Raw genomic sequence first — 23,056 nt, forward strand, 5'->3', positions numbered from 1 at the left:
AATAATTATGAAAGCATTACATTTTGGCGCCGGAAATATCGGCCGTGGCTTTATCGGTAAACTGCTGGCGGATGCCGGTATACAGCTCACCTTCGCGGATGTGAATCAGGTGGTACTGGATGCCCTCAACGCGCGCGGAGAATATCCGGTTCACGTCGTCGGTGAGCAGGCGCAGGTTGAGATCGTTAAAGGGGTAAACGCGGTTAACAGCACCAGCGATGACATTATCACGCTGGTCGCAGAGGTTGATATCGTTACCACGGCAGTTGGCCCACAGATCCTTGAGCGCATTGCCGCTGGCATTGCCAAAGGGCTGGCCAAACGCAGTGATAGCGCTAATTCCCGTCCGCTCAATATCATCGCCTGTGAAAATATGGTGCGCGGCACCACGCAGCTGAAAGGCCACGTGCTGAAGGCGCTGCCAGAGCAGTATCACGCCTGGGTTGAAGAGCATGTCGGCTTTGTTGACTCTGCCGTTGACCGCATCGTGCCGCCGTCTGAAGCAGGCAACAGCGACCCGCTGGAAGTCACCGTGGAGACCTTCAGCGAGTGGATTGTCGATAAGACCCAGTTCAAAGGCGCGCTGCCTGATATTCCCGGCATGGAGCTGACCGACAATCTGATGGCGTTCGTCGAACGTAAGCTGTTCACGCTGAACACTGGCCATGCCATCACCGCTTACCTTGGCCAGCTGGCCGGGCATAACACCATCCGCGAAGCGATTCTCGATGAGAAAGTGCGGAAAGTGGTGCAGGGCGCGATGGAAGAGAGCGGTGCAGTGCTGATTAAGCGCTATGGCTTTGACGCGGCAAAACACGCGGCGTACATCCAGAAAATCCTCGGTCGTTTCGAGAATCCCTACCTGAAAGATGATGTGGAACGCGTCGGCCGCCAGCCGCTGCGTAAACTGAGCGCGGGCGACCGTCTGATCAAGCCAACGCTCGGCACGCTCGAATATAACCTGCCGCACGATAATCTGGTGACCGGTATCGCCGCTGCTCTGCACTACCGCAGCGATCAGGACCCGCAGGCGCAGGAACTGGCCGGGCTGCTGGCGCAGCAGGATGTTGACAGCGTGCTGGCGCAGATCTCCGGCCTGCCTGCCGACAGCGATGTCGTCAAGGCGGTAGTGAAGGCCTGGAACGCTATGGCATAATGGTGCAAGCGCTCCTCACGGACGAACAACCAGGGCACAGCACTGCTGTGCCCGCGCAGGCGTCCTTACGCCATATGAAAGATATGCAGGCACTCATGGAACAACCACAGGCTTTTGAAAATCGGGTGCTCGAACGCCTGAACGCCGGACGATCGGTAAGAAGTTTTCTGATCGCCGCCGTTGAACTGCTGGCTGAGGCCGTGAACATTCTGGTGGTGCAGGTGTTCCGTAAGGATGATTACGCCGTTAAGTATGCCGTAGAACCGCTGCTGCTCGGCGATGGCCCGCTGGGGGAACTCTCGGTGCGCCTGAAGCTGATTTATGGCCTCGGGATGATTAACCGCAACGAGTATGAAGACTGCGAGCTGCTGATGGCGCTGCGTGAAGAGCTGAATCATGACGGCAGCGAGTATCGCTTTACCGATGATGAAATTCTCGGGCCCTTTGGCGAGCTGCACTGCGTTAGCGCGCTGCCGCCGCGCCCTGATTTTGCCAGTGACGATAGCGAGCTGCGCGCCATGCAGCAGCAGCGTTATCAGCAGGTGGTGCGCTCGACGATGGTGCTGTCCCTGACGACATTAATCTCAGTGATCAGTCTTAAGCAGGCTTTTAAAAAGTAACCCGCCCTTTCCCCCTTTGCCCCGCTTTCGTGTATCCTTTGCAGCAATGAATCAATTTAACGGTCAATCGCGATGAAAGAACAAGTTAAGGCAGAAATCAAAGAGCTCAGCGACAAGCTGGATGCCCTTAATCACAAAGAACCCGGGCTGCTGGCCTCTGGCGAGAGCGAAAAGCTCGGCGAACTGCTGAAAGAGAAAGACAAGCTGGAAGCGGAAATCGAACGTCTGCGCGGCGTGCGTGCGGAAAACCTGAGTAAAGAAGCTCAGCAGCTGCAGCAGCTGCCGTTTAGCCGTGAAATCACCAAGAAAGAGCAGGCTAACATGGGCGCGCTGAAGAAGAGCGTGCGCGGCCTGATCGTGGTTCACCCAACGACTGCCCTGGGTCGAGAAATGGGCCTGAAAGTCATGACTGGCTACGCTAAAACCCCATTCTAAGTGCCCAAAGCTGTACGGGGAGCAGATTGCTGCTGTTCCCCAGCCCTCTTGTACTCGTTCGTCTTACTCCCCCCTCCAGAATAAATATCGAAAAACATCAATAACGCGATAGTCGCGACTTTACTACTCGCTATTTTTTTATAAACAGAATTAAATATCGCAATTATCAAATGAGAAAAAACTAACTACCGACAAAATAAACACGACGATATAATAGCCTACTCAGGATTAAATTAAGATTCGTAAGGATGCTTGTTTCGACTCAGGTAAGCGTCTTCTGTTAAGGACAATACAGGTGAGTGGCCATATGAGACAAAGTACAATAACCATTGTGGTAAACGATCCCAATCGCTTTTTCCAGGAAGGATTGAAGCTCTCTCTCTCTGCGAAATTAGCCACCGCCGAAACACATGCTGAGTTTACCGATTGCATCTTTAATACGCGGGCAAAAATGGTCTTTCTTGCTGAAGATGCCTTGTCTATCGCCAATATCCACTATCTTAATCACCGCCTGCAAACACGCCCTTCCAGCGTGTTTATTATTCGTGATGGCGATGGTACGCAACAGGCAACATCAGAGACAATGAAGAGCGACATTACTAATTATGTGCCCATTTATCGTGACTGGTCCGTCGAAAGCATTCTTGCCGTGGTGAGCGAAAAGCTCGATCAACAACAAGATATCCGCAATATTTTCATCCCTACATGTTCTATACGCAGTGAAAATAATTTGACCCGAAGGGAAACCGAGATTCTGCGCTACCTGGCGCGAGGCATCAGTAACGGTGGCGTAGCGCGTTTTCTTCAAATTAGTGAGAAAACAGTGAGCGCTCATAAAAGAAATATTATGTCGAAGCTCAATATGATCCGCCCGGCTGAACTTAACTATTGGCTCATTCAGGAAGGGTGGTGTGAAGCCCGCTTTTCGGGTGAGTTAATGAGTAGCATTCAATAAGCGGATGCAATTCTTCTGTACAGCATGGGGTTATTTTCGCGCTGTAAATGATTCAAAACAGAGTTTTTTCATGATAACTATTCGCCGATTTTCATTCAGTAAAAATATAACCAGAATCACTCTATTATTAGCTTTTTTTCTTTCAGGCTGCCAGATTCTGCACCATCGTGATAAACCAGCCGCCTCTTCGGTGCCGGTAATACCGCCTATCCAGTCTGAAATATCGCAGAATCCAACTGCAATGAGTCAGAACAGGCCAGCTCCGCTGCACAATGAAAAATATGATGCGGAAAGTGAAAAGCTAAAGCAGTGCCAGTCTCAGCTTGAAGCCCTTAAAACGATGAATCCCGATAAGTATAAGCGTTTGCATACCTCGTTTGATTACCTGATGAACGGGGCTGCGCAATATACCGTGATACGTCAGAACACCAATGTGGATACCCAGGATACGGTTGATGCACTGTATCGCTACCGGGCAAACTTGTTATGTTCTCAGATTGCGCAAGCGCTGCTGGATAGTCTGACCAGTAGGGGTGAGGCGCGTCCATGATCGGCAAACGCATCGTTCCTTTCGCTTTTTCTCGCATTGCACTGCTTATCTGCTGTTTGACCGCCGCTAGCCAGTATGCCTGTGCCGCAGAGGGTGAAGCCCCCGCCATCCTGCAATTTGCGCGAAAGTATCAGCAGCAACAGCAGCAGTTAAAACCACCGGTTTATCCCCCCAGGAACAAACCTCAGGTGGTTGAACATGTGGCAAAAAAACGCGCTGAGCAAGTCACCCTGCCTGTCGATAACCTTAAGTTAAAGCAGCTACAGCAGGAGCTAAAGTTAAAAGATCAGCAGCTTTCAGCGAAAAGCTCGACCATCAATCAGCTGCAGCAGAGTCGCGCTGAACTGCAAAAAACGATCGAAGCCGGACAGAAAAAATTAGCTCAGCAGGCCGCCAGCCAGGCGTTGCTGTCACTTAAAAATGCGGCATCGCTGTTACCCACGCCTGAAACCCTGGCAGAAAAACTGAGGCAGGCTAACCAGCAGCTGAACGAAGCACGCCAGAGTGAAAGCAGCTTGCAGAGCAAGCTTAAATTGCTAAACCTGGAACTGGTTGAACTGCGTAGTAAAGTCCGGTCTCAGGCAGCGACAGCCGACCGGCAGAGGGAGAGCGGGCAAAAAAATGACGCCATGGCTCAGCAGATTGACGCACTCACGCAGTCACAGACGCAGTCAAAAATCGATTTAGCACAAAGCCGCCAGCAGGTAGATCAGGCCAGAGCACAGCAGCAGAAGATTGAGCAACAGATGAAAATGTTGTCAGCTAAAATGGAGGCTGAGCGACAGAAGTTTGCCGCAGAGAAGCAGCTGCTGCTGGAGCAAGTTTCTGCTGGCCCTAACTCAGGCGAACAGCTAGCTGCCAGCCAGCTTCAGGTTAAATCTCTGCAAGCTCAGTTAGACAGCCTCAAGCTGACCTCAACGAAAAGTAGTGATGCCCGCATTGCGGCCCTGACGGCCGACAAGCAGGCCAGCGACGAAAAAGCCAAAGAACTACAGACGAAACTGGATGCAGCATTGGCCAACAAACCGGTAGCGATGGTTACTAACCCATTAGAAGTGACTAAAGAGCAGTTAAAACAAAAAGCGTCACGAGAAGCCTATGCCATTGGTATGTCTCTTGGAGCGGAGATCTTACAGATGCAGGCTGAAAATGCGATTAATGACTTACCAAAGGATCAGCATATTGTTTTAGGCGGGATCATTGATGCTTTTCAGAACCAGGCAAAACTCTCTTCCGATGTATTACGTACAACGCTAACTGAACTTAACGGCCGATTAAAAAAGCAACGCGACAAAATCCATAACAACCTGGATATGGCAACGAAAAGCTACCTGGCTAAGTTTACTAAACGGAAAGGCACCATCAAATCTGCGGCCGGTTTTTGGTACAATATAGATTATCCTGGTGATTCAGCCATTCCTAAAAATGCCACTCTTGATGTCGTGGTGAAAGAGAGCCTGACTAATGGTACCGTCATTACGGATATGGATGCCAGCGGGACGATGCTGACACAACCTGTCTCTGCATTCCCACCCGTTTTTCGTGAAGCGTTAATTAAACTCAGAAACCACGGCTCTGCCATATTGGTAGTACCGCCTGAGCTGGCCTATGGCAGTAAGGGCTATCCTCCCAAGATTCCGCCCAATGCGACCATGGTATATCAACTTCGCATTTCAGATATGTATCCAGAAAATCAGAAAAAAAATGAAGTGAAAAACGGGAATGGATGATTAAAAACCATCAAGCATAAACGGTTTGGCAAAAAAAACGCAACCTGTGCGGTTGCGCCATCAGAGCCTTAAGCCCTGAAAAGATCTGTCTTATCCCAAAATAAACTTTTACGGTTTTCTCTCTTCACTGAAGTGACAACCCCTTCCTGCTCCAGCTTTATAAGAACATGACGTGTGTTATAAATGCTTAGTTCGGAACGGTTAGCAATGTCTCTGGTGGTTGCGTAAACGGAGGAGGTTCCATCATGGCCATTCTCCTCAAAAAATGCTTTCAAAGCATGAATAACTTTATCTACTGCTGTTTTTCTTTGAGTGCTCATTATACCTCTCCTTTTCTCTATTCCGGCTCCTGCCGCATAATGAAAAATGATAAAAAACCTGCTTAATCGCAGGTGAACAATGATAGTACGAGCACAACCCAAACAAAACTTAATATCAATTATTAATAAATATTAAAATATATCACCTTTAATAATTAATTTTGCAGTACAAATCACTAAATAGTCCAAAATACGCTGATTCATTAAAAGGAATAACTGACACAATTAATCTCAACTTAAAATTAATAATCAGACAAGAAAATATTTTTCAATCATAAGTAAAAACCCGGAAAAGTGAGTTTCATTGACATCTCAAACGGTTATCCGGATAATCACCACGCTAATGACGGATTATATTGATAAAACAATGGAATATTTTATTAATCAAAAGTTTCATTTTGATGGCATAAATGAAACGATCAAACCCATCGGCCGCGACACGCCACTGATTAAACTCTCCAAACCCAGCAGCCGATTATTAGAGGAACTGTTAACTCAACCTGGTATCACTCTCTCCCGGGAAGAACTGTTACAAACCGTATGGGAAAATCATGGATTAACCCCCTCTACCAGCAATCTAAGCAACCATATTAGCTTCTTAAGAAAGGTATTCTCTCAGCTAGGCGAGCATGAAAGAACCATTATTACCGTACCAAAGGAGGGATTTAAAATTGAGGCAAACGTCACTTGTAAAGAATCAGAGCATACGCACGATATAAAAAACAATGAAGATAAAACCAAAATAAACCAACACAGCAAAACAGATAAATTATATTTATCAGTTTTTTTAATCATCGCTGTCTCGATCGTGGTGATTCTTTTGTTACTTCACTACTGCCGCTCGGCATCAATCAACGTAGAAAAATGCCAAATCAAAGAGATATCACATGAAAGTCATGAATTCAGAAAAAACAACATAAAAACGTTAAAAAGATTCATCAGGAAATACAGCATTGACTGCGAAAGCAGGGATAGCGTTATTTTTTATAAATTTTCTAATACCAAAACCACTAATACTAAAGCCCCGGATCTTACCTTTATATCCCAGTGCGAAATAACTGAAAATGACACCCTTTCTCACTGTGAGAATTATTTTTCAATTTTACTAAAAAAACCATGAGAAATATTATGCTGGCCATCGGGTTTACCGCCCTGGTTATCATCGGCCAGAGTATCTACTTCCTTTGTGCCAGACCTGATGATGATCGACATCCGCTGGTTTTGTCATGCCGGGCTGAGGTCCAGTTCGACATTCAACTGCCGGCCTCAACCACCCTGATGAACGGCAGCCTGAGCCTGACAACGCTGGGTAGAGAGCGTTTGGCGCTGCAATATTCAGGGCAGCTAATCGCTAATCAACAGCACACCACGCTTAGCAGGACGCTGATAATGCACTATCGCTATTATCCAGAAAATCATGCCCTTGAGCTGGAATATATCCGTAGTCACGTCAGCGACGTGGATACCACGCCAGATGATGTCTTCTATCGTGCATTGCTAAAGAAAGATGCTTTTATCCTCACCCTGAAGCAAATTGCCAACAATGCGCGCCTTGTTTCACTGCCGGGCATCCCGCTGTACGTTTGCATCGACCAGTAAAAAGATAAAAAAAAGGGCTTACTCACCTGAGTGAATAAGCCCTGAATTCAGAGATAATTACTTCTTGGCGTATTTCGCTTCGAGCGTGGCGAACCAGGGCGCAACGAAGTCCTGAGAGGTTCCCCAGCCTGGGATAATTTTGTTCAGATTCGCCACGTTCACCGCACCGCCGCTTAGCTGTGACTGTGAAATAGCGGAAGCCTTAAACTGGTAGCTGGCCGGAGTCGCTTCCCCGCCAATTTTATTTGCCACCAGGCGCATATTTGTCGCACCAATCAGCTTGCTGTCGACGGCCACCGTCTGCTTCCAGGGGCTGTTTTTCTCACTCATCAGCTGCAGATCCTGGTTGGATACGTCAATGCTGTAGAGTTTGATTTCGCTACGGCCATTCTCCTGCAGGGCTTTATAGGCACCCTGAGCGAAGGCGTCCCACGATCCCCAGATAGCGTCAATTTGTCCTTTCGGGTACTTCGCCAGGATCGCACCAATTTTGTTCGCCGTGTCGCCCTGCACATCTGACGATACGGCACCAATCGACTCCAGCTGATGAATGCCTGGGTTGGCTTTCAGCACTTTTTCATACACTACCTGGCGACGTTCCATTGCCGGGAAGCCCGCCACCCACAGCTTGACGATATTCGCTTTGCCATTGGTGTCTTTCAGCAGCTGGTCGAGGGAGAGCTGCGCCAGTGACGCATCATCCTGCGCGGTAACCGTTACGCCGTCGATCGGCTTATTCACCGGAGTATCAAACACCGAGACTTTAATCCCGGCGTCAGTAATGCGTTTCACCAGATCGGTGGAGTACGGGTCTTTACCGTGGGACAGAATAATGCCGTCATATTTCTGGCTGATAGCCTGGTTGACGAAATCCTGGAAGCGCGCATCGTCGCCGTTACTGAGGAAGGTGCTGACTTTAAAGCCCAGCTTGCGCCCTTCCTGAATCGCACCGGCCACAAACTGCGTGGTGTTATCGTCGGAGCCGAGGTTGCGGATCACCGCAATGCGTACCGGACCTTCATGGTTAGCGATAGCAGCGGGTACCGCCGTATCGGCGGCGAACGCGGGCAGTGCGCTGAGCAGGCTGATAGCCAGCAGTGAACCCGTGAATTTTTTCATTATAGTAATCCCTGTCTGAGAGTCATGCGCCTTAACGGCGCTGCACGTAAGTGATCGCCAGCGCTACCGCCAGCACCAGGCCTTTGATAATGTCCATCGCGTAATAGGGTACGGAAAGCATCACCAGGCCATTTTGTAATACACCGAGGATCACCGCCCCCAGCAGCGTACCGAGCGCGTTGGGCTTGCCTGCACCAGCCAGTGAAAGGCCGATCCACGCAGCAGCCACCGCATCCATCAGATAACCGCCACCGGCGTTGACCTGCGAAGAGCCAATACGCGACGCCAGCAGAATACCGCCCAGCCCCGCCAGCAGTGACGAGATAACATAAGCCAGCACGCGATAGCGCGTGGTGCGAATGCCGGACAGGCGCGCCGCTTCCGGATTACCGCCAATCGCATACATGCGGCGGCCGTGTTTAGTCAGCGACAGCAGCAGCTGCGCCACCACCGTCACGGCGATCATGACAATCACAATAATCGGTACCTGACCCAGCAGCGAAAACACGGCCGGAATAGTGCCTTCCGCCATGTCACCGCTCGGCAGCACCATATTCTCGGTAATCGACCCACCAAAGCTGTAGGTCATTGCCACACCCTGTACCACAAACAGGCTGGCCAGCGTCGCCAGCATGTCGGGAATTTTCAGCACCACGATCATAAAGGCGTTAAACAGGCCGACCAGCGTACACAGCAGCAGGGTCAGGGCGATGGCCTGGGTCGGGCCGAAGCCGTACCAGACGAACATCGAGATCACCAGCGAGTTGGCCAGCGAGGCCGTGGCGCCGACGGAAAGGTCGAAGCCGCCAATCGTCAGAGAAACAGACACCCCGATGGCGATAACCGTCACAATGGCGATCGAGCGCAGGATGTTGATGATATTGGTCGGTTCAAGGAAGCTGTCCGACGCCACGCCAAAGCCGGCGATCAGCGCTACCACGGTTAGCAACATTCCCCACTTATAGAGAAAATCGAACAGCTGGTGTCGTGCGGACGGTGCCGCCTTCAGGGAAAGTTCTTTGCTGCTCACGCAGGCGTTCCTCCGGTGGAGTAAAGTAAAAGTGTCTCTTCGTCGACCTCATCCGCCGCCATTTCAGCGACGATGCGCCCGTCCCACAGCACGCAGATACGGTCACACAGGCCAACCAGTTCGGAAAATTCGCCCGAGGCATAAATCACCCCTTTTCCCTGGCGCGCCAGCCCATCGATCAGGGTGAACAGATCGGTTTTGGCTTTGATATCCACGCCTTTGGTCGGTTCGTCAAAAATCAGCACATCGGCGTCATTGCGCAGCCACTTGCCGATCGCCACCTTCTGCTGATTGCCGCCTGACAGGCGGCGCAGCGTCTGCTTCGGCCCGGTGGTGCGCACCCCGAGTCGCGCGATCACCTCTTCCGCCCAGCGCCAGGCCTGACGGTGGCCGAACAAACTCCAGCGTGAGAAGCTGTTATCGGCGCTGATACTGAGGTTCATCACCACCGATTCATCAATGAAGATGCCCTCTTTGCGTCGCTCTTCCGGGATCAGCGCCATGCGATTCTCGACTGCCGCATGCGGGGAAGAGGGTTTCCACGCTTTACCGTGCAGCTCGCCGCGCTCAACCCGGCTGCGGCTGGCACCAAACAGCGCCTTGCACAGTTCGGTTTTACCCGCCCCGGCCAGCCCGGCGATGCCGAGGATTTCGCCTTTGCGCAGCGTCAGGCTGATATCCTTCAGCAGCTGTTCGTCGTGCAGCCCGCTGATATGCAGCAGCGTTTCATCACTGAATGGCGGGCGCTTAGGTGGGTAGATATCATCCAGCTGGTGACCGAGCATCTTCTCAACGATCTGCTCGCCGCTCAGCCCCTGCATCGGGCCGCTTTCAATCAGCTCACCGTCGCGCAGCACCGTCAGCCGGTCGCAAATCGCCTTCAGCTCATTGATACGGTGCGAGATAAATACCACGCCGATGCCCTGGCCTTGCAGCTGACGCACCACTGCGAACAGCTTTGCGCTTTCGTGCTGGTCCAGCGGGGCGGTGGGCTCGTCAAGGATCAGGAAGCGGCAGTGATGCGACAGCGCGCGCGCCAGCAGGATTTGCTGCTTTTCCGCCAGCGAGCACTGCTCCACTTTGCGCGTCACATCGATGCTGACATCCAGCCTTGCCAGCAGCGCCCGCGCCTGGCGGCGCATTTCGCCCCAGCGGTACAGCTGCCCGCCTTCTGCCAGGCGGTCCAACATAATGTTTTCCGCCACGCTCAGCCCGGCCACCAGCGCCACGTCGACTTCCTGCTGCACCAGGTGAATACCCAGCTGCCTGGCGTCGCGCGGGGTACGAATCGTCACCGGCTGCCCGTCCAGCAGGATTTCGCCGCTGTAGCGATCGTATGCGCCCGACAGCACCGCCATCAGCGTCGATTTCCCGGCGCCGTTAGCCCCCGTCAGCGCGTGGATGGAGTGCCCTTCCAGCGTGAGGTCCACGGATTTAAGCGCCGCAAAACCGCCAAAAGCGATGGAGATCTGGCGCATTTCAAGGCGATTTATCGCGGTCATGGGCGTGTTTTCTCTGGCTATAAATGTTGAGGCGTGCCGCATTTTTTATTGGATTGTCACGGCAGGCAACGAACGAAAGAGCATAAGCTAACACAAAATATTATTAGCCATCCAGATGTCCAGACACTACAGCGCTAAACGCTGGTGCAAGAGTGCTAATTAGTGGAAATAATTGGAATGATTGCCAGTTACAGCGCAGTTATGCTGCCTGACATTGCTGACCTGTTGCGTCGCTGACGGTGGATGACTGCAGAGAGATGTTCGAAGGTGAAAAGCAGGCACAAAAAAACCGGCGAACGTAGCGCCGGTTTTTTTATACAGGGATATTTGTAGGGGCGGACCTCTTTTTCGCTCCGCCCGTCAGGTCGACAACTCCTGAATATTACTTAGCCGCTTTGAAGTTCTCTGCAGCCACATCCCAGTTAACCACGTCCCAGAACGCCTTGATATAGTCAGGGCGTTTGTTCTGGTACTTCAGGTAGTAGGCGTGTTCCCACACATCCAGGCCAATGATTGGGGTGCCGGATGCGCCAGAAATCGCTTCGCCCATCAGCGGGCTATCCTGGTTAGCAGTAGAAACCACTGCCAGCTTATCGCCTTTCTTAACCAGCCACGCCCAGCCAGAACCGAAACGGGTGGTGGCCGCTTTTTCGAATTCCGCTTTGAACGCGTCAACGCTGCCGAAATCTTTCTCGATGGCTGCTTTCAGATCGCCGCCCAGAGTGGTACCGGTTTTCAGACCTTTCCAGAAGAAGCTGTGGTTAGCGTGGCCACCCGCGTTGTTACGCAGTGGGCCTTTTTTGTCGGCTGGCAGCTGGTCCAGTTTGGCAATCAGCTCTTCAACCGGCAGGTTAGCGAACTCGGTGCCTTCCAGCGCCGCGTTCGCGTTATTCACGTAGGCCTGGTGGTGTTTAGTGTGATGGATTTCCATCGTCTGCTTGTCAAAGTGTGGTTCCAGTGCATCGTATGCGTAAGGCAGGGATGGCAGTGTATAGCTCATATTCATCGTCTCCATTAATGGTAGTCGGCGCTGCAAGTCACTGTTCAGCACCACGTAAGCAGTGGGATCATTATAGTTAAATAAACCATTGGGAAAAGGGTTATCAATGCCCCGACGTTGGTAAGGGTATCGTTAACAGCAGGCGGGGCGGCGCAGTTATAGCTAATCGCGACCAGGTTACAACCAAATGATCTAACGGATTATTTCTCTAAACGTCCGGTAAAACTGCCTGTAAGGGCCGATCATCTTTTCCGATCGGCCCTCCGGGGCGGGCCTGCCCGACCCGCGATATCAATGCCCCAGTGCAGCCAGCGACTTATCCAGCGCGCCGACCAGCCAGTCGATATCGCTCTCCTGGAAAGCTAGCGGCGGGCGAAGTTTCAGTACGTTGCCATAAGGGCCGGCGACCGACGTCAGCACGCGGTTATCGCGCAGCATTTCGGTAATATCCAGCGCCAACTGCTTATCCGGCGTTTTGCTGGCTTTATCTTTTACCAGCTCAAAGCCGATAAACAGACCCGCGCCGCGCACGTCACCGACGCACTCATACTTCTCTTTCAGCGTGGACAGCTCCGCCAGCAGCTTCGCGCCCACCACGCGGCTGTGCTCCTGCAGCCCCTCTTCTTTAATCACGTTCAGCACCGCCTGCGCCGCAGCCATCGCTACCGGGTTGCCGCCAAAGGTGTTGAAGTACGGGATATCGTCGCTGAAAGCTGCCAGTACCTCGCTTTTCGCCAGCAGGCCGGAAACCGGAATGCCATTACCCATCGGCTTGCCGGTGGTGATCACATCCGGCACCACGTCATGGCGGGCAAAGCCCCAGAATGCCTCACCGGTGCGGGCAAAGCCGGGCTGCACCTCATCCGCAATAAAGATCCCACCGTTTTTATGCACCACGTCGATAGCCTGCCTGAGGAAGCCTTTCGGCCCTGGCAGCACGCCGTCAGAGGAGAAGATCGAATCGGCAAGGAAGCCGGCGAACTTAATGCCGTGGGCGGCCATGTCGTCAATCTGCTTCTGAATCTCAGCGGCAAACCAGGCGCCTAGATCAGGGGCATCAACGCGGTAGCGATCTGGCGGTAGTACCAGCCGCGTGGTCGCGGCCAGCGGCTGCCCGCTGCCCAATGCCGGGGAGACGCCGGAGGTGAGGTCGCTGGTGCCGTGATAGGACTCCTGAGTCACAATAATGCCACTGCCGCCGCTGTAGGCGCGCGCCACGCGGATCGCCAGGTCGTTGGCCTCGGACCCGGTGCACATGTACATGGCGCGGTCGATCTCCGCCGGGGCAGTAGCGAGCAGCTGTTCAGAGTAGTCGAGAATGGCTTCGTGCAGGTAGCGGGTGTGGGTGTTCAGCTGCTGCATCTGCTGATACACCGCATCAATTACCGCCGGATGGCAATGGCCGATGCTGGCAACGTTGTTATACACGTCGAGATATTTATCCCCGGCGGCATCCCACAGATACTGGCCCTGACCGCGCACCAGATGCACCGGCTTACGGTAGAACAGGCGGTAAGACTCGCCCAGAACCCTGCTGCGTTTATCGGTCAGCTTGCGCACATCCGCGCTCAGGCCATCGGCATGCTCGGCACGAAAGCTGTTGGTATCCATAATGGTTGAACGTGTAGCCATGATCACTCCCGTTGCAAAATTAAGGTTTGCCTGGCGCAGGCAGTCAGCGGTTTCTGCCTCTCATCATGGCAACTTTTTTGTAAAATGCAATCAAATACACAAATACAATAAAATACACATGCAGCGTGGCAAATTGTCGGTTAGGCTATGTCGCAGAGAGAAAGCCAGGGAGTCAAAATTATGCTGCAGGAAACACGCCACCACCGCATCCGCGCCCTGCTCAGTACGCTGGGCCAGGTGAGCACTGAACGGATCGTTAAAGAGCTGGGGATTTCTCGCGAAACCGCCCGCCGCGACATTATCGAACTGGAAGCGCAGGGGCTGGCACGCCGCGTCCACGGTGGTCTGGTGGCGCTGGATGCCACGCCGGAGCCGCCGTTGACGGTGCGCAGTTCGGTGATGGCGAAAGAGAAGCGGGCGATTGCCAACACCGCTGCCCAACTGCTGCAGCCCGGCCAGACGGTATTTCTGGATGCCGGCAGCACCACCACGATGTTGGCGGAGGAGCTGCGCTCGATGTCGGGCCTGACGATTATCACTAACAGCCTTAATGCCGCCCTGAAGCTGTGCGCGGCGGAAGAGCATGAGGCATTGAATAATCAGGTGATCCTGCTGGGTGGCAGCATGCTGGCCGGCGCGCAGGAGACGCGGGGGGAACTGACAGTCGGCGAGATTTATCGCTACCGTGCCGATGTGGCGCTGCTCTCCCCGGTGGCGCTGGATGCGAAGCAGGGGGCGAGCAGCTTCCATCCGCACGAGGCTGCCATCGCCCGCGCCATGACCGAGCAGGCCGGGCGGCTGATTCTGCTGGCCGATCGCAGCAAGCTCGGCCTCAGCAGTCGGATGAACTATGCCAGCATTGCGCAGATCGCCACGCTGGTCACCGACGGCGGCGCGGAGAGTCTCCCGGCGCTAAACGCGCTAAAAGCCGTGCTGCCGCAGGTGATTCTGGCCTAGCTGAGGAAGTAACGGTAGGGAAAATCATCAAGCTGTAGCTCTTCGCGAGAGCCACGGAATTTAATCAGCTCCCGCGCTCTGGCCTGCTTGCGCAGGGTAAGATTGAGGCCATAAAGCTCAATGGTTTTTTCTGCCCGCTGCCGATCGAAGACGCTAATATCTGGTGCAGGATGCAGTTCTCCACTGGCGTAGTTGCAGATGAAGTAACGGGCAAACTGATAGTCTGCGTCGTCAGGTTTCAGTAACAGCTCATCATATTTTTCCTGCTTGGCACTCTGACATTTATCACAGCAGGGAAACAGATTGATCCATTGAAAAGCCTGTTGCGGATAGCGGCTCTTAGGGCGGAAATGTTCAACCGTTTCACGCGCTTCCGTGCCGAGAAAACCATCACAGAATGCACAATGATCCTGTGTCATCTCCAGTAACGCCATGCGTATATGCTGATAACAGTTTCGGGAGTACCAGCTAAAAGAGGCTGCCGGATCTGAAAAATGCGCCGTCAGATAACGATCGGTCCACTCCTGACACCCCGCAGCCAGACAGAGTGGCTGAGCGCCACGAATCAATTTGTTCATCCCTGTAAGCCCTATCCTTTAACACGACGCGCAATCTGGCGCAGTTCCATCTCAATAATTAATTCCAGCTCGTCGCTACGCTCACGAATGCTATCGGCTAGCATCATCAGGGCGCGGTCATTAGCGGGATTTTTCAGATAAGCATCACGCTGGCAATAGAAGTCATCGAGCAGTGCTTCGGTTTCTACATCAAACTGCTCGCTGACGTTGAACACCTCTTCAAGGATCAGCTGATAGCTTTTGCCCGCTGCCGAAGCAACTGGAATGATGGTTTCAGCAATTGAAGGGTCGCGTAACACTTTACGCTGCGCATCGGGCAGGCGATAAACCCAGGCATCCTCGACCGATCCGACCACAAAAGGCGAGTGGGTGGAAACAAAGACCTGAGCATTCGGCAACAATTTCTGCACCGCAGGTAGGATACGGCGCTGCCATTTCGGGTGAAGATGGATATCCACTTCATCAAGGAACAGGATTATCGGCTGGGAGAAGATTTCCCGCCGTTCTGTGAATGGGATATCTTCCAGACGGAGAGCGAGGTCAGCGACCCAGGAGATAATTGATTTCAATCCTTCAGGTAACACATCAAACGTCACTGCCAGACCATCAACCTCAATGACCACATCGAGCGGGGAACGCTTAAGGCGGAAGTTGAGTTTTAACTGGCAGATTTCATAAATAAAATCGCTGATGGCCTTCAGTGCAGCATCATATTGTAATGCTTCGGCATTATCGCCATCATCTCTTGCCAGCGCGGCTTTGGTACGGTTATTGGCAATCCACTGTGCCAGTACGCCAGGCCGCACCGTGCGCTCAAAAGATAAAGCGTCTTCAAACGGCGAGTTCTTGATATTTTGAATGGCCTGAACGCTAAACACGCCCTGGGGCGAACGATTGCCGGAATAGGCAAATGCGGCAAAGGGGAAAGTTGAGCGGCTGACAGAATCGTTTTTATCAAAACCCGCGGTTCTGTGGTTGAAAAGGCTCTGAGCTTCTTTTGTTGAAATAAACTCATTTATGCCACCAAACTTTAACCCGCTAAAGGGATCTTCATCATTTTTTCTGCGGGCGTAATATCCCGCTTCATCATAAAATTTAAACTCGACAACACTGTGGCTACTGCGGAATCTTTTGCAAATCAGCGCATCATCCGGAGCCAGCTCAAATATTGCCGCCAGCGCGTATAAAATCGTACTTTTTCCGCAGCCATTTGGCCCGGTAAAAATATGGATTTCGGCCTTCTCAGCATCCTTCTGTTCGCTAATGATCGGCGGAAAATCAAAATGCGTATGCTCAAAAATACCGATGTCTTTGAGCGTTATGCTCTCGAGACGATAAGGTTGCCCCATAAGTCACATCCTCCCTATGAAACTTGCTCAATATTACACCAGTCGCTGCGGATAGGTATACACCGTCGCCCTGCCCGGTTTGCTGAAGCCCACCAGCGTCAGATTACTGCGCTGCGCGACCTCGACCGCCAGCTGCGTAGCGGCGGAGACGGCAAACAGGATCTCGACGCCGCACATTGCTGATTTCTGCACCATCTCATAGCTGGCGCGGCTGGAGACCAGCACCGCGCCGCCGGCCGCAGCCCACTCCGCCTGGCTGCGCTGCCCCAGCAGCTTATCCAGCGCCACGTGACGGCCAACGTCTTCACATCCGGCACTCAGCTGCCCATCAGGGGTAATCCATGCTGCGGCGTGGGTGCAGCCGGTCAGCTGGCCGACCGGCTGGAACGCTTTCAGCTGGCGCAGTGCGCCGTCCAGGCGCGCCAGTTCAAAACGCTGGGTAAACGGCAGCGGCTGAATCGGTTTGCCGATCTCGCTCAACTGCTCCACGCCACACACCCCGCAGCCGGTGCGCCCGGCCATCGCGCGGCGCTGCGCTTTCAGCGCCATAAAGCGGCGACTGGAAAGCTCAACCTGCACCTCAATGCCGTTGCAGCCCGCGACAATATCGATGCCGTAAATATCAGCCGGGCCAGCAATTATCCCTTCCGACAAAGAGAAACCCACGGCGAAAGCTTCCAGGTCTTTTGGCGTGGCCATCATCACCACGTGCGAGATGCCGTTATACACCAGCGCCACCGGCACTTCCTCCGCCAGCCAGTCGGGCTCAGGCTGATCCAGCGCATCGCGCTGCCACACCGTTACCTGACCGGCACCAATCGGCCCCGGTGATTTAATTTCATTTTTGTGCTGTTGGTCATTCACTGCGCGTTTCTCGCCCCGTTCATCCACATTTTTATTGTGGTAATATTGTCAGTCTGTGCGCTAAAAAACATCAGCGCCCATTGTGAGCTTGTTAATTCAGTGCCGTAAAGGGTTTTGCACCCGGTCAAAACAGGAATGACACTATGAATGTCAGCAGAAGACGTTTCTTCAAAATCTGTGCGGGGGGCATGGCGGGAACCACCGCGGCTGCTCTGGGCTTTATGCCCGCTACCGCACTGGCGGAAACCCGCCAGTACAAGCTGCTGCGCGCGCGCGAGACGCGCAACACCTGCACCTACTGTTCCGTCGGCTGCGGGCTGTTGATGTACAGCATGGGTGACGGCGCGAAAAACGCCAGAGAGAATATTTTCCATATCGAAGGGGATCCGGACCATCCGGTAAGCCGCGGCGCGCTCTGCCCTAAAGGCGCGGGCCTGCTCGACTTTATTCACAGCGAAAGCCGCCTGAAAAGCCCGTCGTATCGTGCCCCAGGCTCCGACACATGGCAGCCCATCAGCTGGGACGAGGCACTGACCCGTATCGCCAGACTGATGAAGGCCGACCGTGACGCCAACTTTATTGCCAAAAATAATCAGGGCGTGACGGTTAACCGCTGGCTGAGCACCGGCATGCTGTGCGCCTCGGCGGCCAGCAATGAAACCGGCTATCTCACCCAGAAAATGACCCGTTCGCTCGGCATGCTTGCCGTCGACAACCAGGCGCGCGTTTGACACGGACCTACGGTAGCAAGTCTTGCTCCAACGTTCGGTCGCGGTGCGATGACCAATCACTGGGTCGACATCCGCAATGCGAATCTGATTGTGGTTATGGGTGGCAACGCCGCTGAAGCGCATCCGGTAGGATTCCGCTGGGCGATGGAAGCCAAAATCCATAACAACGCCAAACTGATTGTCATCGATCCGCGCTTCACGCGTACCGCATCGGTGGCTGACTTCTATACGCCGATCCGCTCCGGCACCGACATTACTTTCCTGTCGGGCGTACTGCGCTATCTGCTGGAAGAAGATCGCATTCAGCACCAATATGTCTCGGCTTACACCAATGCCAGCCTGATAGTGCGTGAAGATTACCGCTTCGACGACGGCCTGTTCAGCGGCTACGATCCGCAGACGCGCAGCTATGACAAAACCAGCTGGTACTACGAGCTGGACGATCAGGGCTTCGCCAAACGCGACCCAACGCTCGCTCACCCGCGCTGCGTCTACAATCTGCTGTTAAAACACGTCAGCCGCTACACGCCGGAAGTGGTTGAAAACATCTGCGGCACGCCAAAAGGCGACTTCCTGAAAGTGTGTGAAATGCTGGCTGAAACCAGTGCGCCAAACCTCACCACCTCCTTCCTGTATGCGCTGGGCTGGACCCAGCACTCGGTGGGGGCGCAGAACATCCGCACCATGGCGATGATCCAGCTGCTGCTCGGCAATATGGGCATGGCAGGCGGCGGCATTAACGCCCTGCGCGGCCACTCAAATATTCAGGGGCTGACCGACCTTGGCCTGCTCTCTCAGAGCCTGCCGGGCTATATGACGCTGCCGTCGGAGAAACAGGCAGATCTGCAAACTTACCTTACTGCCAACACGCCAAAACCGCTGCTGCCGGAGCAGGTGAACTACTGGGGCAACTATCCGAAGTTCTTCATCAGCATGATGAAAGCGTTTTACGGCGACAAAGCCCAGGCGGAAAACAGCTGGGGCTTCGACTGGCTGCCGAAGTGGGACAAAGGCTACGACGTGCTGCAGTATTTCGACATGATGCATCGCGGCGAAGTGAACGGCTATCTCTGCCAGGGCTTTAACCCGCTGGCCTCCTTCCCGAATAAGCAGAAGGTGGGCGAGTCGCTGGCGAAGCTGAAGTTCCTTGTCACCATCGACCCGCTCGATACCGAGACCGCCAACTTCTGGCAGAACCACGGCGAGTATAACGACGCCGATCCATCGCAGATCCAGACCGAAGTGTTCCGCCTGCCTTCTACCTGCTTTGCGGAAGAGAACGGCTCGATCGTTAACTCTGCGCGCTGGCTGCAGTGGCACTGGAAGGGTGCCGATGGCCCGGGCGAAGCGCGCAACGATGGCGAAATTCTGGCCGGTATTTATCAACGCCTGCGCCAGATGTATGCCGAAGAGGGTGGCGCACAGCCGGAACCGGTGCTGAATATGAGCTGGAACTATCTGACGCCGGATTCACCGGCCTCGGAAGAAGTTGCCATGGAGAGCAACGGGCGCGCGCTGGCCGATCTACTCGACGATAAGGGCACGCTGCTGGTGAAAAAAGGGCAGCAGCTCGGCAGCTTTGCCCAGCTGCGCGCCGACGGCTCAACCTCCAGCGGCTGCTGGATCTTCGCCGGTAGCTGGACCGCAGACGGTAACCAGATGGCACGGCGCGACAACAGCGATGCGCACGGTTTAGGCAATACGCCTGGCTGGAGCTGGGCCTGGCCGCTGAACCGCCGCATCCTGTATAACCGCGCCTCTGCCGACCCGATGGGCAATCCGTGGGATCCGAAACGCCAGCTTATCAAGTGGGACGGTGCGAAATGGGCCGGGGATGATATTCCTGACTACAGCACCGCGCCGCCGGGTAGCGATGTCGGGCCGTTCATCATGCAGCAGGAAGGCATGGGGCGCCTGTTCGCGCTGGATAAAATGGCCGAAGGCCCGTTCCCGGAACACTATGAGCCGTTTGAAACGCCGATTAGCACCAACCCGCTGCACCCGAAGGTGATCTCCAACCCGGCGGCACGCGTGTTCCCGGCTGACCTGAAAGCGATGGGTAACGCGGCGCAGTTCCCCTATGTCGGCACCACCTATCGCCTGACGGAGCACTTCCACTTCTGGACCAAGCACGCGCTGCTCAACGCCATTGCACAGCCGCAGCAGTTTGTCGAAATCGGCGAGCGGCTGGCGGGCCAGCTGGGCATTAAGCAGGGCGACACGGTGAAAGTCAGCTCCAGCCGTGGCTACATCAAAGCGGTGGCAGTGGTGACCAAACGCCTGCGCACGCTGGCGGTAGACGGTAAGGAGGTCGATACCATCGGCATTCCGATTCACTGGGGCTTTATGGGCGTGGCGAAGAAAGGCTTCCTCGCCAACAACCTGACGCCGTTCGTTGGCGATGCCAATACGCAAACGCCGGAGTTCAAGGCGTTCCTGGTTAACGTGGAGAAGGTGTAAACGATGGCTTATCAATCTCAGGACATCATCCGTCGCTCGGCCACTAACGCCGCGACCCCGGCTCCGCGCGCGCGCGACCACCAGCAGGAGGTGGCGAAGCTGATCGACGTCACCACCTGTATTGGCTGTAAAGCCTGCCAGGTGGCCTGCTCCGAGTGGAACGACATCCGTGATGAGGTCGGTCACAACGTCGGGGTGTACGATAATCCGGCGGATCTGACCGCCAAATCATGGACGGTGATGCGTTTTTCCGAAGTGGAAGAGCACGGCAAGCTGGAGTGGCTGATCCGCAAGGATGGCTGTATGCACTGCGCCGATCCGGGCTGCCTGAAGGCCTGCCCGTCGGAAGGGGCGATCATCCAGTACGCTAACGGCATTGTCGACTTCCAGTCCGAGCAGTGCATCGGCTGCGGTTACTGCATCGCGGGCTGCCCGTTCGACGTTCCGCGCCTGAACCCCGAAGACAATAAAGTGTACAAATGCACCCTGTGCGTCGATCGGGTAACCGTGGGTCAGGAACCTGCCTGCGTGAAAACCTGCCCAACCGGTGCCATTCACTTCGGCAGCAAAGAGGCGATGAAAGAGGTCGCCGCCGGGCGCGTCAGCGAGCTGAACAGCCGCGGTTACAGCCATGCCGGTCTGTACGATCCGCCTGGCGTAGGCGGTACGCACGTGATGTACGTGCTGCACCATGCCGACCGGCCCACGCTGTATCACGGACTGCCGGATGCACCGGCCATTAGCCCGGCAGTGACCTTCTGGAAAGGAATATGGAAACCGCTTGCCGCGATTGGCTTCGCGGCCACCTTCGCCGCGTCAGTATTTCACTATGTCGGCGTCGGTCCGAACCGGGTGGAGGAAGAGGATGAAAAAGAGAAGGAGGAACGCCCATGAAGTCACGTCCACGCATTCAGCGCTACAGCGCGCCTGAGCGTATCAACCACTGGCTGGTGGCGTTCTGCTTTATTCTCGCCGCCGTCAGCGGGCTGGGTTTTTTCTTCCCCTCTTTTAACTGGCTGATGCAAATCCTCGGTACGCCGCAGCTGGCGCGCATCCTGCATCCGTTCGTTGGCGTGGTGATGTTTGCCTGCTTCCTGCTGATGTTTTTCCGCTACTGGCGCCACAACCTGATTGAGCGGGAAGACCTGATCTGGGCAAAAAATATCCATAAAATTGCGCTAAACGAGGAGGTGGGCGATACCGGGCGCTATAATTTTGGTCAGAAGTGCGTATTCTGGGCTGCAATAATCAGTTTACTTCTGCTGCTGGCCAGCGGGATGGTGATCTGGCGGCCCTATCTCGCGGCGCTGTTTAGCATTCCGCTGATCCGCATTGCGCTGCTGGTGCATTCGGTCTCTGCGGTGGTGCTGATCGTGGTGATTATGGTGCATATCTACGCTGCCCTGTGGGTCAAAGGCACCATCACCGCGATGGTGGAGGGCTGGGTCACGCCCGCCTGGGCTAAAAAGCATCACCCGCGCTGGTATCGTAACCTGCGCCAGCAGCAGGCCAGTTCAAAACAACAGGAAAAAGGTCCCTGATGACAATTCGCATTATCCCCCAGGACCAGTTGGAGAAGAGCGACCCGATAACGGCAGCGACCATCCCGCCGTTACTTTTCCCCCGACTGAAGCAGTTATACAGCCGTCGTGCTGCCCGTTTGCGGCAGCTGGCGGAGAAAAACCCGCTGGGTGATTATTTGCGCTTTGCCGCGGTGATTGCCACCGCTCAGGAGATCGTGCTGTACGACCATCCGCTGGAGAGGGATCTGCGCACTCGTCTGGAAGAGAGTGCCCGCCTCGGCAAGCCGCCGCTGGATATCAGCACGCTGCCGCGCGATCCCCACTGGCAGCGCCTGCTGCACTCGCTGATCGCCGAGCTTAAGCCGGAGATGAGCGGTCAGGCACTGTCGGTGCTGGAGAATCTGGAAAAGGCTTCATCCAGTGAGCTTGAAGCGATGGCCAGCGCGCTGTTTGCCAACGATTTTGCCCAGGTAAGCAGCGACAAGTCGCCGTTTATCTGGGCGGCCCTGTCGGTCTACTGGGCGCAGATGGCGGCGCTGATACCCGGCAAGGCGCGCGCCGAAGCGGGCGAGCAGCGCCAGTTCTGCCCGGTGTGTGCTAGCGTACCGGTCGCCAGCGTGGTTCATATGGGCAGCGGTAAAAGCGGCCTGCGCTATCTGCACTGCAACCTGTGTGAAAGCGAGTGGTACGTGGTGCGTGCCAAATGCAGCAACTGCGAACAGACGGGGGACCTGCACTACTGGTCGCTCGACAGCGAAGTGGCCGCGATTAAAGCGGAGAGCTGCGGCGACTGCGGAACCTACATGAAGATGCTGTATCAGGAAAAAGACCCGGCGGTGGAGCCGGTGGCCGATGACCTGGCTTCGCTTATCCTCGACGCGCGTATGGAGCAAGAGGGCTTTGCCCGCAGCAGTCTGAATCCATTTTTATTTCCCGGGGAGTAGCC

Annotated in this window: 22 protein-coding genes; 13 read left to right on the top strand and 9 right to left on the bottom strand. The window is 54.5% G+C overall.

Features of this window, described 5'->3' with window-relative positions; all coding sequences use genetic code 11:
• The first annotated feature begins 7 nt into the window (after positions 1-7).
• The 6 genes from mtlD (at position 8) to ID864_RS20085 (ending at position 5,446) form a co-directional block, all read left to right on the top strand.
• Positions 8-1,156 carry a mannitol-1-phosphate 5-dehydrogenase gene (gene mtlD / locus ID864_RS20060; protein WP_191150269.1) on the top strand — a complete coding sequence of 383 codons (1,149 nt, stop codon included), beginning with the start codon at positions 8-10 and terminating at the stop codon, positions 1,154-1,156.
• A gap of 74 nt (positions 1,157-1,230) precedes the next feature.
• Positions 1,231-1,776 carry a mannitol operon repressor MtlR gene (gene mtlR, locus ID864_RS20065; RefSeq protein WP_048917874.1) on the top strand — a complete coding sequence of 182 codons (546 nt, stop codon included), beginning with the start codon at positions 1,231-1,233 and terminating at the stop codon, positions 1,774-1,776.
• A 72-nt stretch (positions 1,777-1,848) separates the two neighbouring features.
• Entirely contained in the window at positions 1,849-2,211 is a 363-nt protein-coding gene (locus ID864_RS20070) for a YibL family ribosome-associated protein (protein ID WP_048917870.1), read from the top strand.
• Positions 2,212-2,518: 307 nt separating this feature from the next.
• Positions 2,519-3,166 carry a response regulator transcription factor gene (locus tag ID864_RS20075; protein ID WP_191150271.1) on the top strand — a complete coding sequence of 216 codons (648 nt, stop codon included), beginning with the start codon at positions 2,519-2,521 and terminating at the stop codon, positions 3,164-3,166.
• 70 nt (positions 3,167-3,236) lie between these two features.
• Positions 3,237-3,716, top strand: a complete 480-nt coding sequence (locus ID864_RS20080) for a hypothetical protein (RefSeq protein ID WP_191150272.1) — start codon at positions 3,237-3,239, stop codon at positions 3,714-3,716.
• Complete coding sequence (locus ID864_RS20085) at positions 3,713-5,446, top strand: FKBP-type peptidyl-prolyl cis-trans isomerase N-terminal domain-containing protein (RefSeq protein WP_191150273.1); 1,734 nt, start codon at positions 3,713-3,715, stop codon at positions 5,444-5,446. Before ID864_RS20080 ends, ID864_RS20085 begins: the two co-directional genes overlap by 4 nt.
• A 68-nt stretch (positions 5,447-5,514) precedes the next feature.
• On the opposite strand, the gene ID864_RS20090 is transcribed toward ID864_RS20085, so the two are convergent.
• Positions 5,515-5,766, bottom strand: coding sequence for a FaeA/PapI family transcriptional regulator (locus tag ID864_RS20090; protein ID WP_048917873.1), 252 nt, complete (start codon positions 5,764-5,766; stop codon positions 5,515-5,517).
• Between the two features lie 343 nt (positions 5,767-6,109).
• Here ID864_RS20090 and ID864_RS20095 point away from each other — a divergent pair, with 343 nt between their 5' ends.
• The gene (locus ID864_RS20095; RefSeq protein WP_191150274.1) at positions 6,110-6,886 is read left to right on the top strand and encodes a winged helix-turn-helix domain-containing protein; all 777 of its coding nucleotides are present in this window, start codon (positions 6,110-6,112) and stop codon (positions 6,884-6,886) included.
• A complete protein-coding gene (locus ID864_RS20100; RefSeq protein ID WP_191150275.1) occupies positions 6,883-7,365 on the top strand; it encodes a hypothetical protein in 483 nt (160 codons plus the stop codon). The genes ID864_RS20095 and ID864_RS20100 overlap by 4 nt, the downstream gene beginning before the upstream one ends.
• Before the next feature lie 57 nt (positions 7,366-7,422).
• On the opposite strand, the gene ID864_RS20105 is transcribed toward ID864_RS20100, so the two are convergent.
• The 5 genes from ID864_RS20105 to ID864_RS20125 form a co-directional block, all read right to left on the bottom strand.
• Complete coding sequence (locus ID864_RS20105; protein WP_048917877.1) at positions 7,423-8,484, bottom strand: sugar ABC transporter substrate-binding protein; 1,062 nt, start codon at positions 8,482-8,484, stop codon at positions 7,423-7,425.
• A 31-nt stretch (positions 8,485-8,515) separates the two neighbouring features.
• Positions 8,516-9,514, bottom strand: coding sequence for an ABC transporter permease (locus ID864_RS20110; protein ID WP_048917878.1), 999 nt, complete (start codon positions 9,512-9,514; stop codon positions 8,516-8,518).
• Positions 9,511-11,016 carry a sugar ABC transporter ATP-binding protein gene (locus ID864_RS20115; RefSeq protein ID WP_048917879.1) on the bottom strand — a complete coding sequence of 502 codons (1,506 nt, stop codon included), beginning with the start codon at positions 11,014-11,016 and terminating at the stop codon, positions 9,511-9,513. Before ID864_RS20115 ends, ID864_RS20110 begins: the two co-directional genes overlap by 4 nt.
• Positions 11,017-11,398: 382 nt before the next feature.
• Positions 11,399-12,016 (bottom strand): superoxide dismutase [Mn], encoded by a 618-nt coding sequence (gene sodA / locus ID864_RS20120; RefSeq protein ID WP_062818519.1) that lies wholly within the window; start codon positions 12,014-12,016, stop codon positions 11,399-11,401.
• A gap of 291 nt (positions 12,017-12,307) precedes the next feature.
• On the bottom strand, positions 12,308-13,648 hold the full coding sequence (locus tag ID864_RS20125) for an aspartate aminotransferase family protein (RefSeq protein WP_048917881.1): 1,341 nt from the start codon (positions 13,646-13,648) through the stop codon (positions 12,308-12,310).
• 180 nt (positions 13,649-13,828) lie between these two features.
• Here ID864_RS20125 and ID864_RS20130 point away from each other — a divergent pair, with 180 nt between their 5' ends.
• Positions 13,829-14,605 (top strand): DeoR/GlpR family DNA-binding transcription regulator, encoded by a 777-nt coding sequence (locus tag ID864_RS20130; protein WP_191150276.1) that lies wholly within the window; start codon positions 13,829-13,831, stop codon positions 14,603-14,605.
• Here the strand turns inward: ID864_RS20130 and ID864_RS20135 are convergent.
• Genes ID864_RS20135 through fdhD form a run of 3 tightly spaced genes read right to left on the bottom strand, consistent with a single transcriptional unit; the run spans position 14,602 to position 17,369 of the window.
• Positions 14,602-15,183, bottom strand: coding sequence for a retron system putative HNH endonuclease (locus tag ID864_RS20135; protein ID WP_048917883.1), 582 nt, complete (start codon positions 15,181-15,183; stop codon positions 14,602-14,604). The two genes, ID864_RS20130 and ID864_RS20135, sit on opposite strands and share 4 nt — an antisense overlap.
• A gap of 11 nt (positions 15,184-15,194) precedes the next feature.
• Entirely contained in the window at positions 15,195-16,532 is a 1,338-nt protein-coding gene (locus ID864_RS20140) for an AAA family ATPase (protein ID WP_048917884.1), read from the bottom strand.
• A gap of 33 nt (positions 16,533-16,565) precedes the next feature.
• Positions 16,566-17,369, bottom strand: a complete 804-nt coding sequence (gene fdhD / locus ID864_RS20145; RefSeq protein ID WP_396018894.1) for a formate dehydrogenase accessory sulfurtransferase FdhD — start codon at positions 17,367-17,369, stop codon at positions 16,566-16,568.
• Between the two features lie 170 nt (positions 17,370-17,539).
• Here fdhD and fdnG point away from each other — a divergent pair, with 170 nt between their 5' ends.
• The 4 genes from fdnG to fdhE are packed head-to-tail and all read left to right on the top strand — an operon-like array spanning position 17,540 to position 23,054.
• Positions 17,540-20,587, top strand: a complete 3,048-nt coding sequence (fdnG, locus tag ID864_RS20150; protein WP_191150277.1) for a formate dehydrogenase-N subunit alpha — start codon at positions 17,540-17,542, stop codon at positions 20,585-20,587.
• Positions 20,588-20,590: 3 nt separating this feature from the next.
• Positions 20,591-21,481: a formate dehydrogenase subunit beta gene (fdxH, locus tag ID864_RS20155; RefSeq protein ID WP_048917887.1), complete on the top strand. Its 891-nt coding sequence runs from the start codon at positions 20,591-20,593 to the stop codon at positions 21,479-21,481.
• Positions 21,478-22,128 carry a formate dehydrogenase cytochrome b556 subunit gene (fdoI, locus tag ID864_RS20160; protein WP_099754750.1) on the top strand — a complete coding sequence of 217 codons (651 nt, stop codon included), beginning with the start codon at positions 21,478-21,480 and terminating at the stop codon, positions 22,126-22,128. The genes fdxH and fdoI overlap by 4 nt, the downstream gene beginning before the upstream one ends.
• Positions 22,128-23,054 (top strand): formate dehydrogenase accessory protein FdhE, encoded by a 927-nt coding sequence (fdhE, locus tag ID864_RS20165; protein WP_048917889.1) that lies wholly within the window; start codon positions 22,128-22,130, stop codon positions 23,052-23,054. Before fdoI ends, fdhE begins: the two co-directional genes overlap by 1 nt.
• The last annotated feature ends 2 nt before the right edge of the window (positions 23,055-23,056 follow it).

Origin of the sequence: Erwinia aphidicola, from assembly GCF_014773485.1 — a bacterium.
In the GTDB taxonomy this organism is placed as follows: domain Bacteria; phylum Pseudomonadota; class Gammaproteobacteria; order Enterobacterales; family Enterobacteriaceae; genus Erwinia; species Erwinia aphidicola.

What these genes read in the sequence shown, in the direction of transcription:
- mtlD (WP_191150269.1), top strand. Translation starts at nt 8, where the DNA reads ATGAAAGCATTACATTTTGGCGCCGGAAATATCGGCCGTGGCTTTATC.
- mtlR (WP_048917874.1), top strand. Translation starts at nt 1,231, where the DNA reads ATGAAAGATATGCAGGCACTCATGGAACAACCACAGGCTTTTGAAAAT.
- ID864_RS20070 (WP_048917870.1), top strand. Translation starts at nt 1,849, where the DNA reads ATGAAAGAACAAGTTAAGGCAGAAATCAAAGAGCTCAGCGACAAGCTG.
- ID864_RS20075 (WP_191150271.1), top strand. Translation starts at nt 2,519, where the DNA reads ATGAGACAAAGTACAATAACCATTGTGGTAAACGATCCCAATCGCTTT.
- ID864_RS20080 (WP_191150272.1), top strand. Translation starts at nt 3,237, where the DNA reads ATGATAACTATTCGCCGATTTTCATTCAGTAAAAATATAACCAGAATC.
- ID864_RS20085 (WP_191150273.1), top strand. Translation starts at nt 3,713, where the DNA reads ATGATCGGCAAACGCATCGTTCCTTTCGCTTTTTCTCGCATTGCACTG.
- ID864_RS20090 (WP_048917873.1), bottom strand. Translation starts at nt 5,766, where the DNA reads ATGAGCACTCAAAGAAAAACAGCAGTAGATAAAGTTATTCATGCTTTG.
- ID864_RS20095 (WP_191150274.1), top strand. Translation starts at nt 6,110, where the DNA reads ATGACGGATTATATTGATAAAACAATGGAATATTTTATTAATCAAAAG.
- ID864_RS20100 (WP_191150275.1), top strand. Translation starts at nt 6,883, where the DNA reads ATGAGAAATATTATGCTGGCCATCGGGTTTACCGCCCTGGTTATCATC.
- ID864_RS20105 (WP_048917877.1), bottom strand. Translation starts at nt 8,484, where the DNA reads ATGAAAAAATTCACGGGTTCACTGCTGGCTATCAGCCTGCTCAGCGCA.
- ID864_RS20115 (WP_048917879.1), bottom strand. Translation starts at nt 11,016, where the DNA reads ATGACCGCGATAAATCGCCTTGAAATGCGCCAGATCTCCATCGCTTTT.
- sodA (WP_062818519.1), bottom strand. Translation starts at nt 12,016, where the DNA reads ATGAGCTATACACTGCCATCCCTGCCTTACGCATACGATGCACTGGAA.
- ID864_RS20125 (WP_048917881.1), bottom strand. Translation starts at nt 13,648, where the DNA reads ATGGCTACACGTTCAACCATTATGGATACCAACAGCTTTCGTGCCGAG.
- ID864_RS20130 (WP_191150276.1), top strand. Translation starts at nt 13,829, where the DNA reads ATGCTGCAGGAAACACGCCACCACCGCATCCGCGCCCTGCTCAGTACG.
- ID864_RS20135 (WP_048917883.1), bottom strand. Translation starts at nt 15,183, where the DNA reads ATGAACAAATTGATTCGTGGCGCTCAGCCACTCTGTCTGGCTGCGGGG.
- ID864_RS20140 (WP_048917884.1), bottom strand. Translation starts at nt 16,532, where the DNA reads ATGGGGCAACCTTATCGTCTCGAGAGCATAACGCTCAAAGACATCGGT.
- fdxH (WP_048917887.1), top strand. Translation starts at nt 20,591, where the DNA reads ATGGCTTATCAATCTCAGGACATCATCCGTCGCTCGGCCACTAACGCC.
- fdoI (WP_099754750.1), top strand. Translation starts at nt 21,478, where the DNA reads ATGAAGTCACGTCCACGCATTCAGCGCTACAGCGCGCCTGAGCGTATC.
- fdhE (WP_048917889.1), top strand. Translation starts at nt 22,128, where the DNA reads ATGACAATTCGCATTATCCCCCAGGACCAGTTGGAGAAGAGCGACCCG.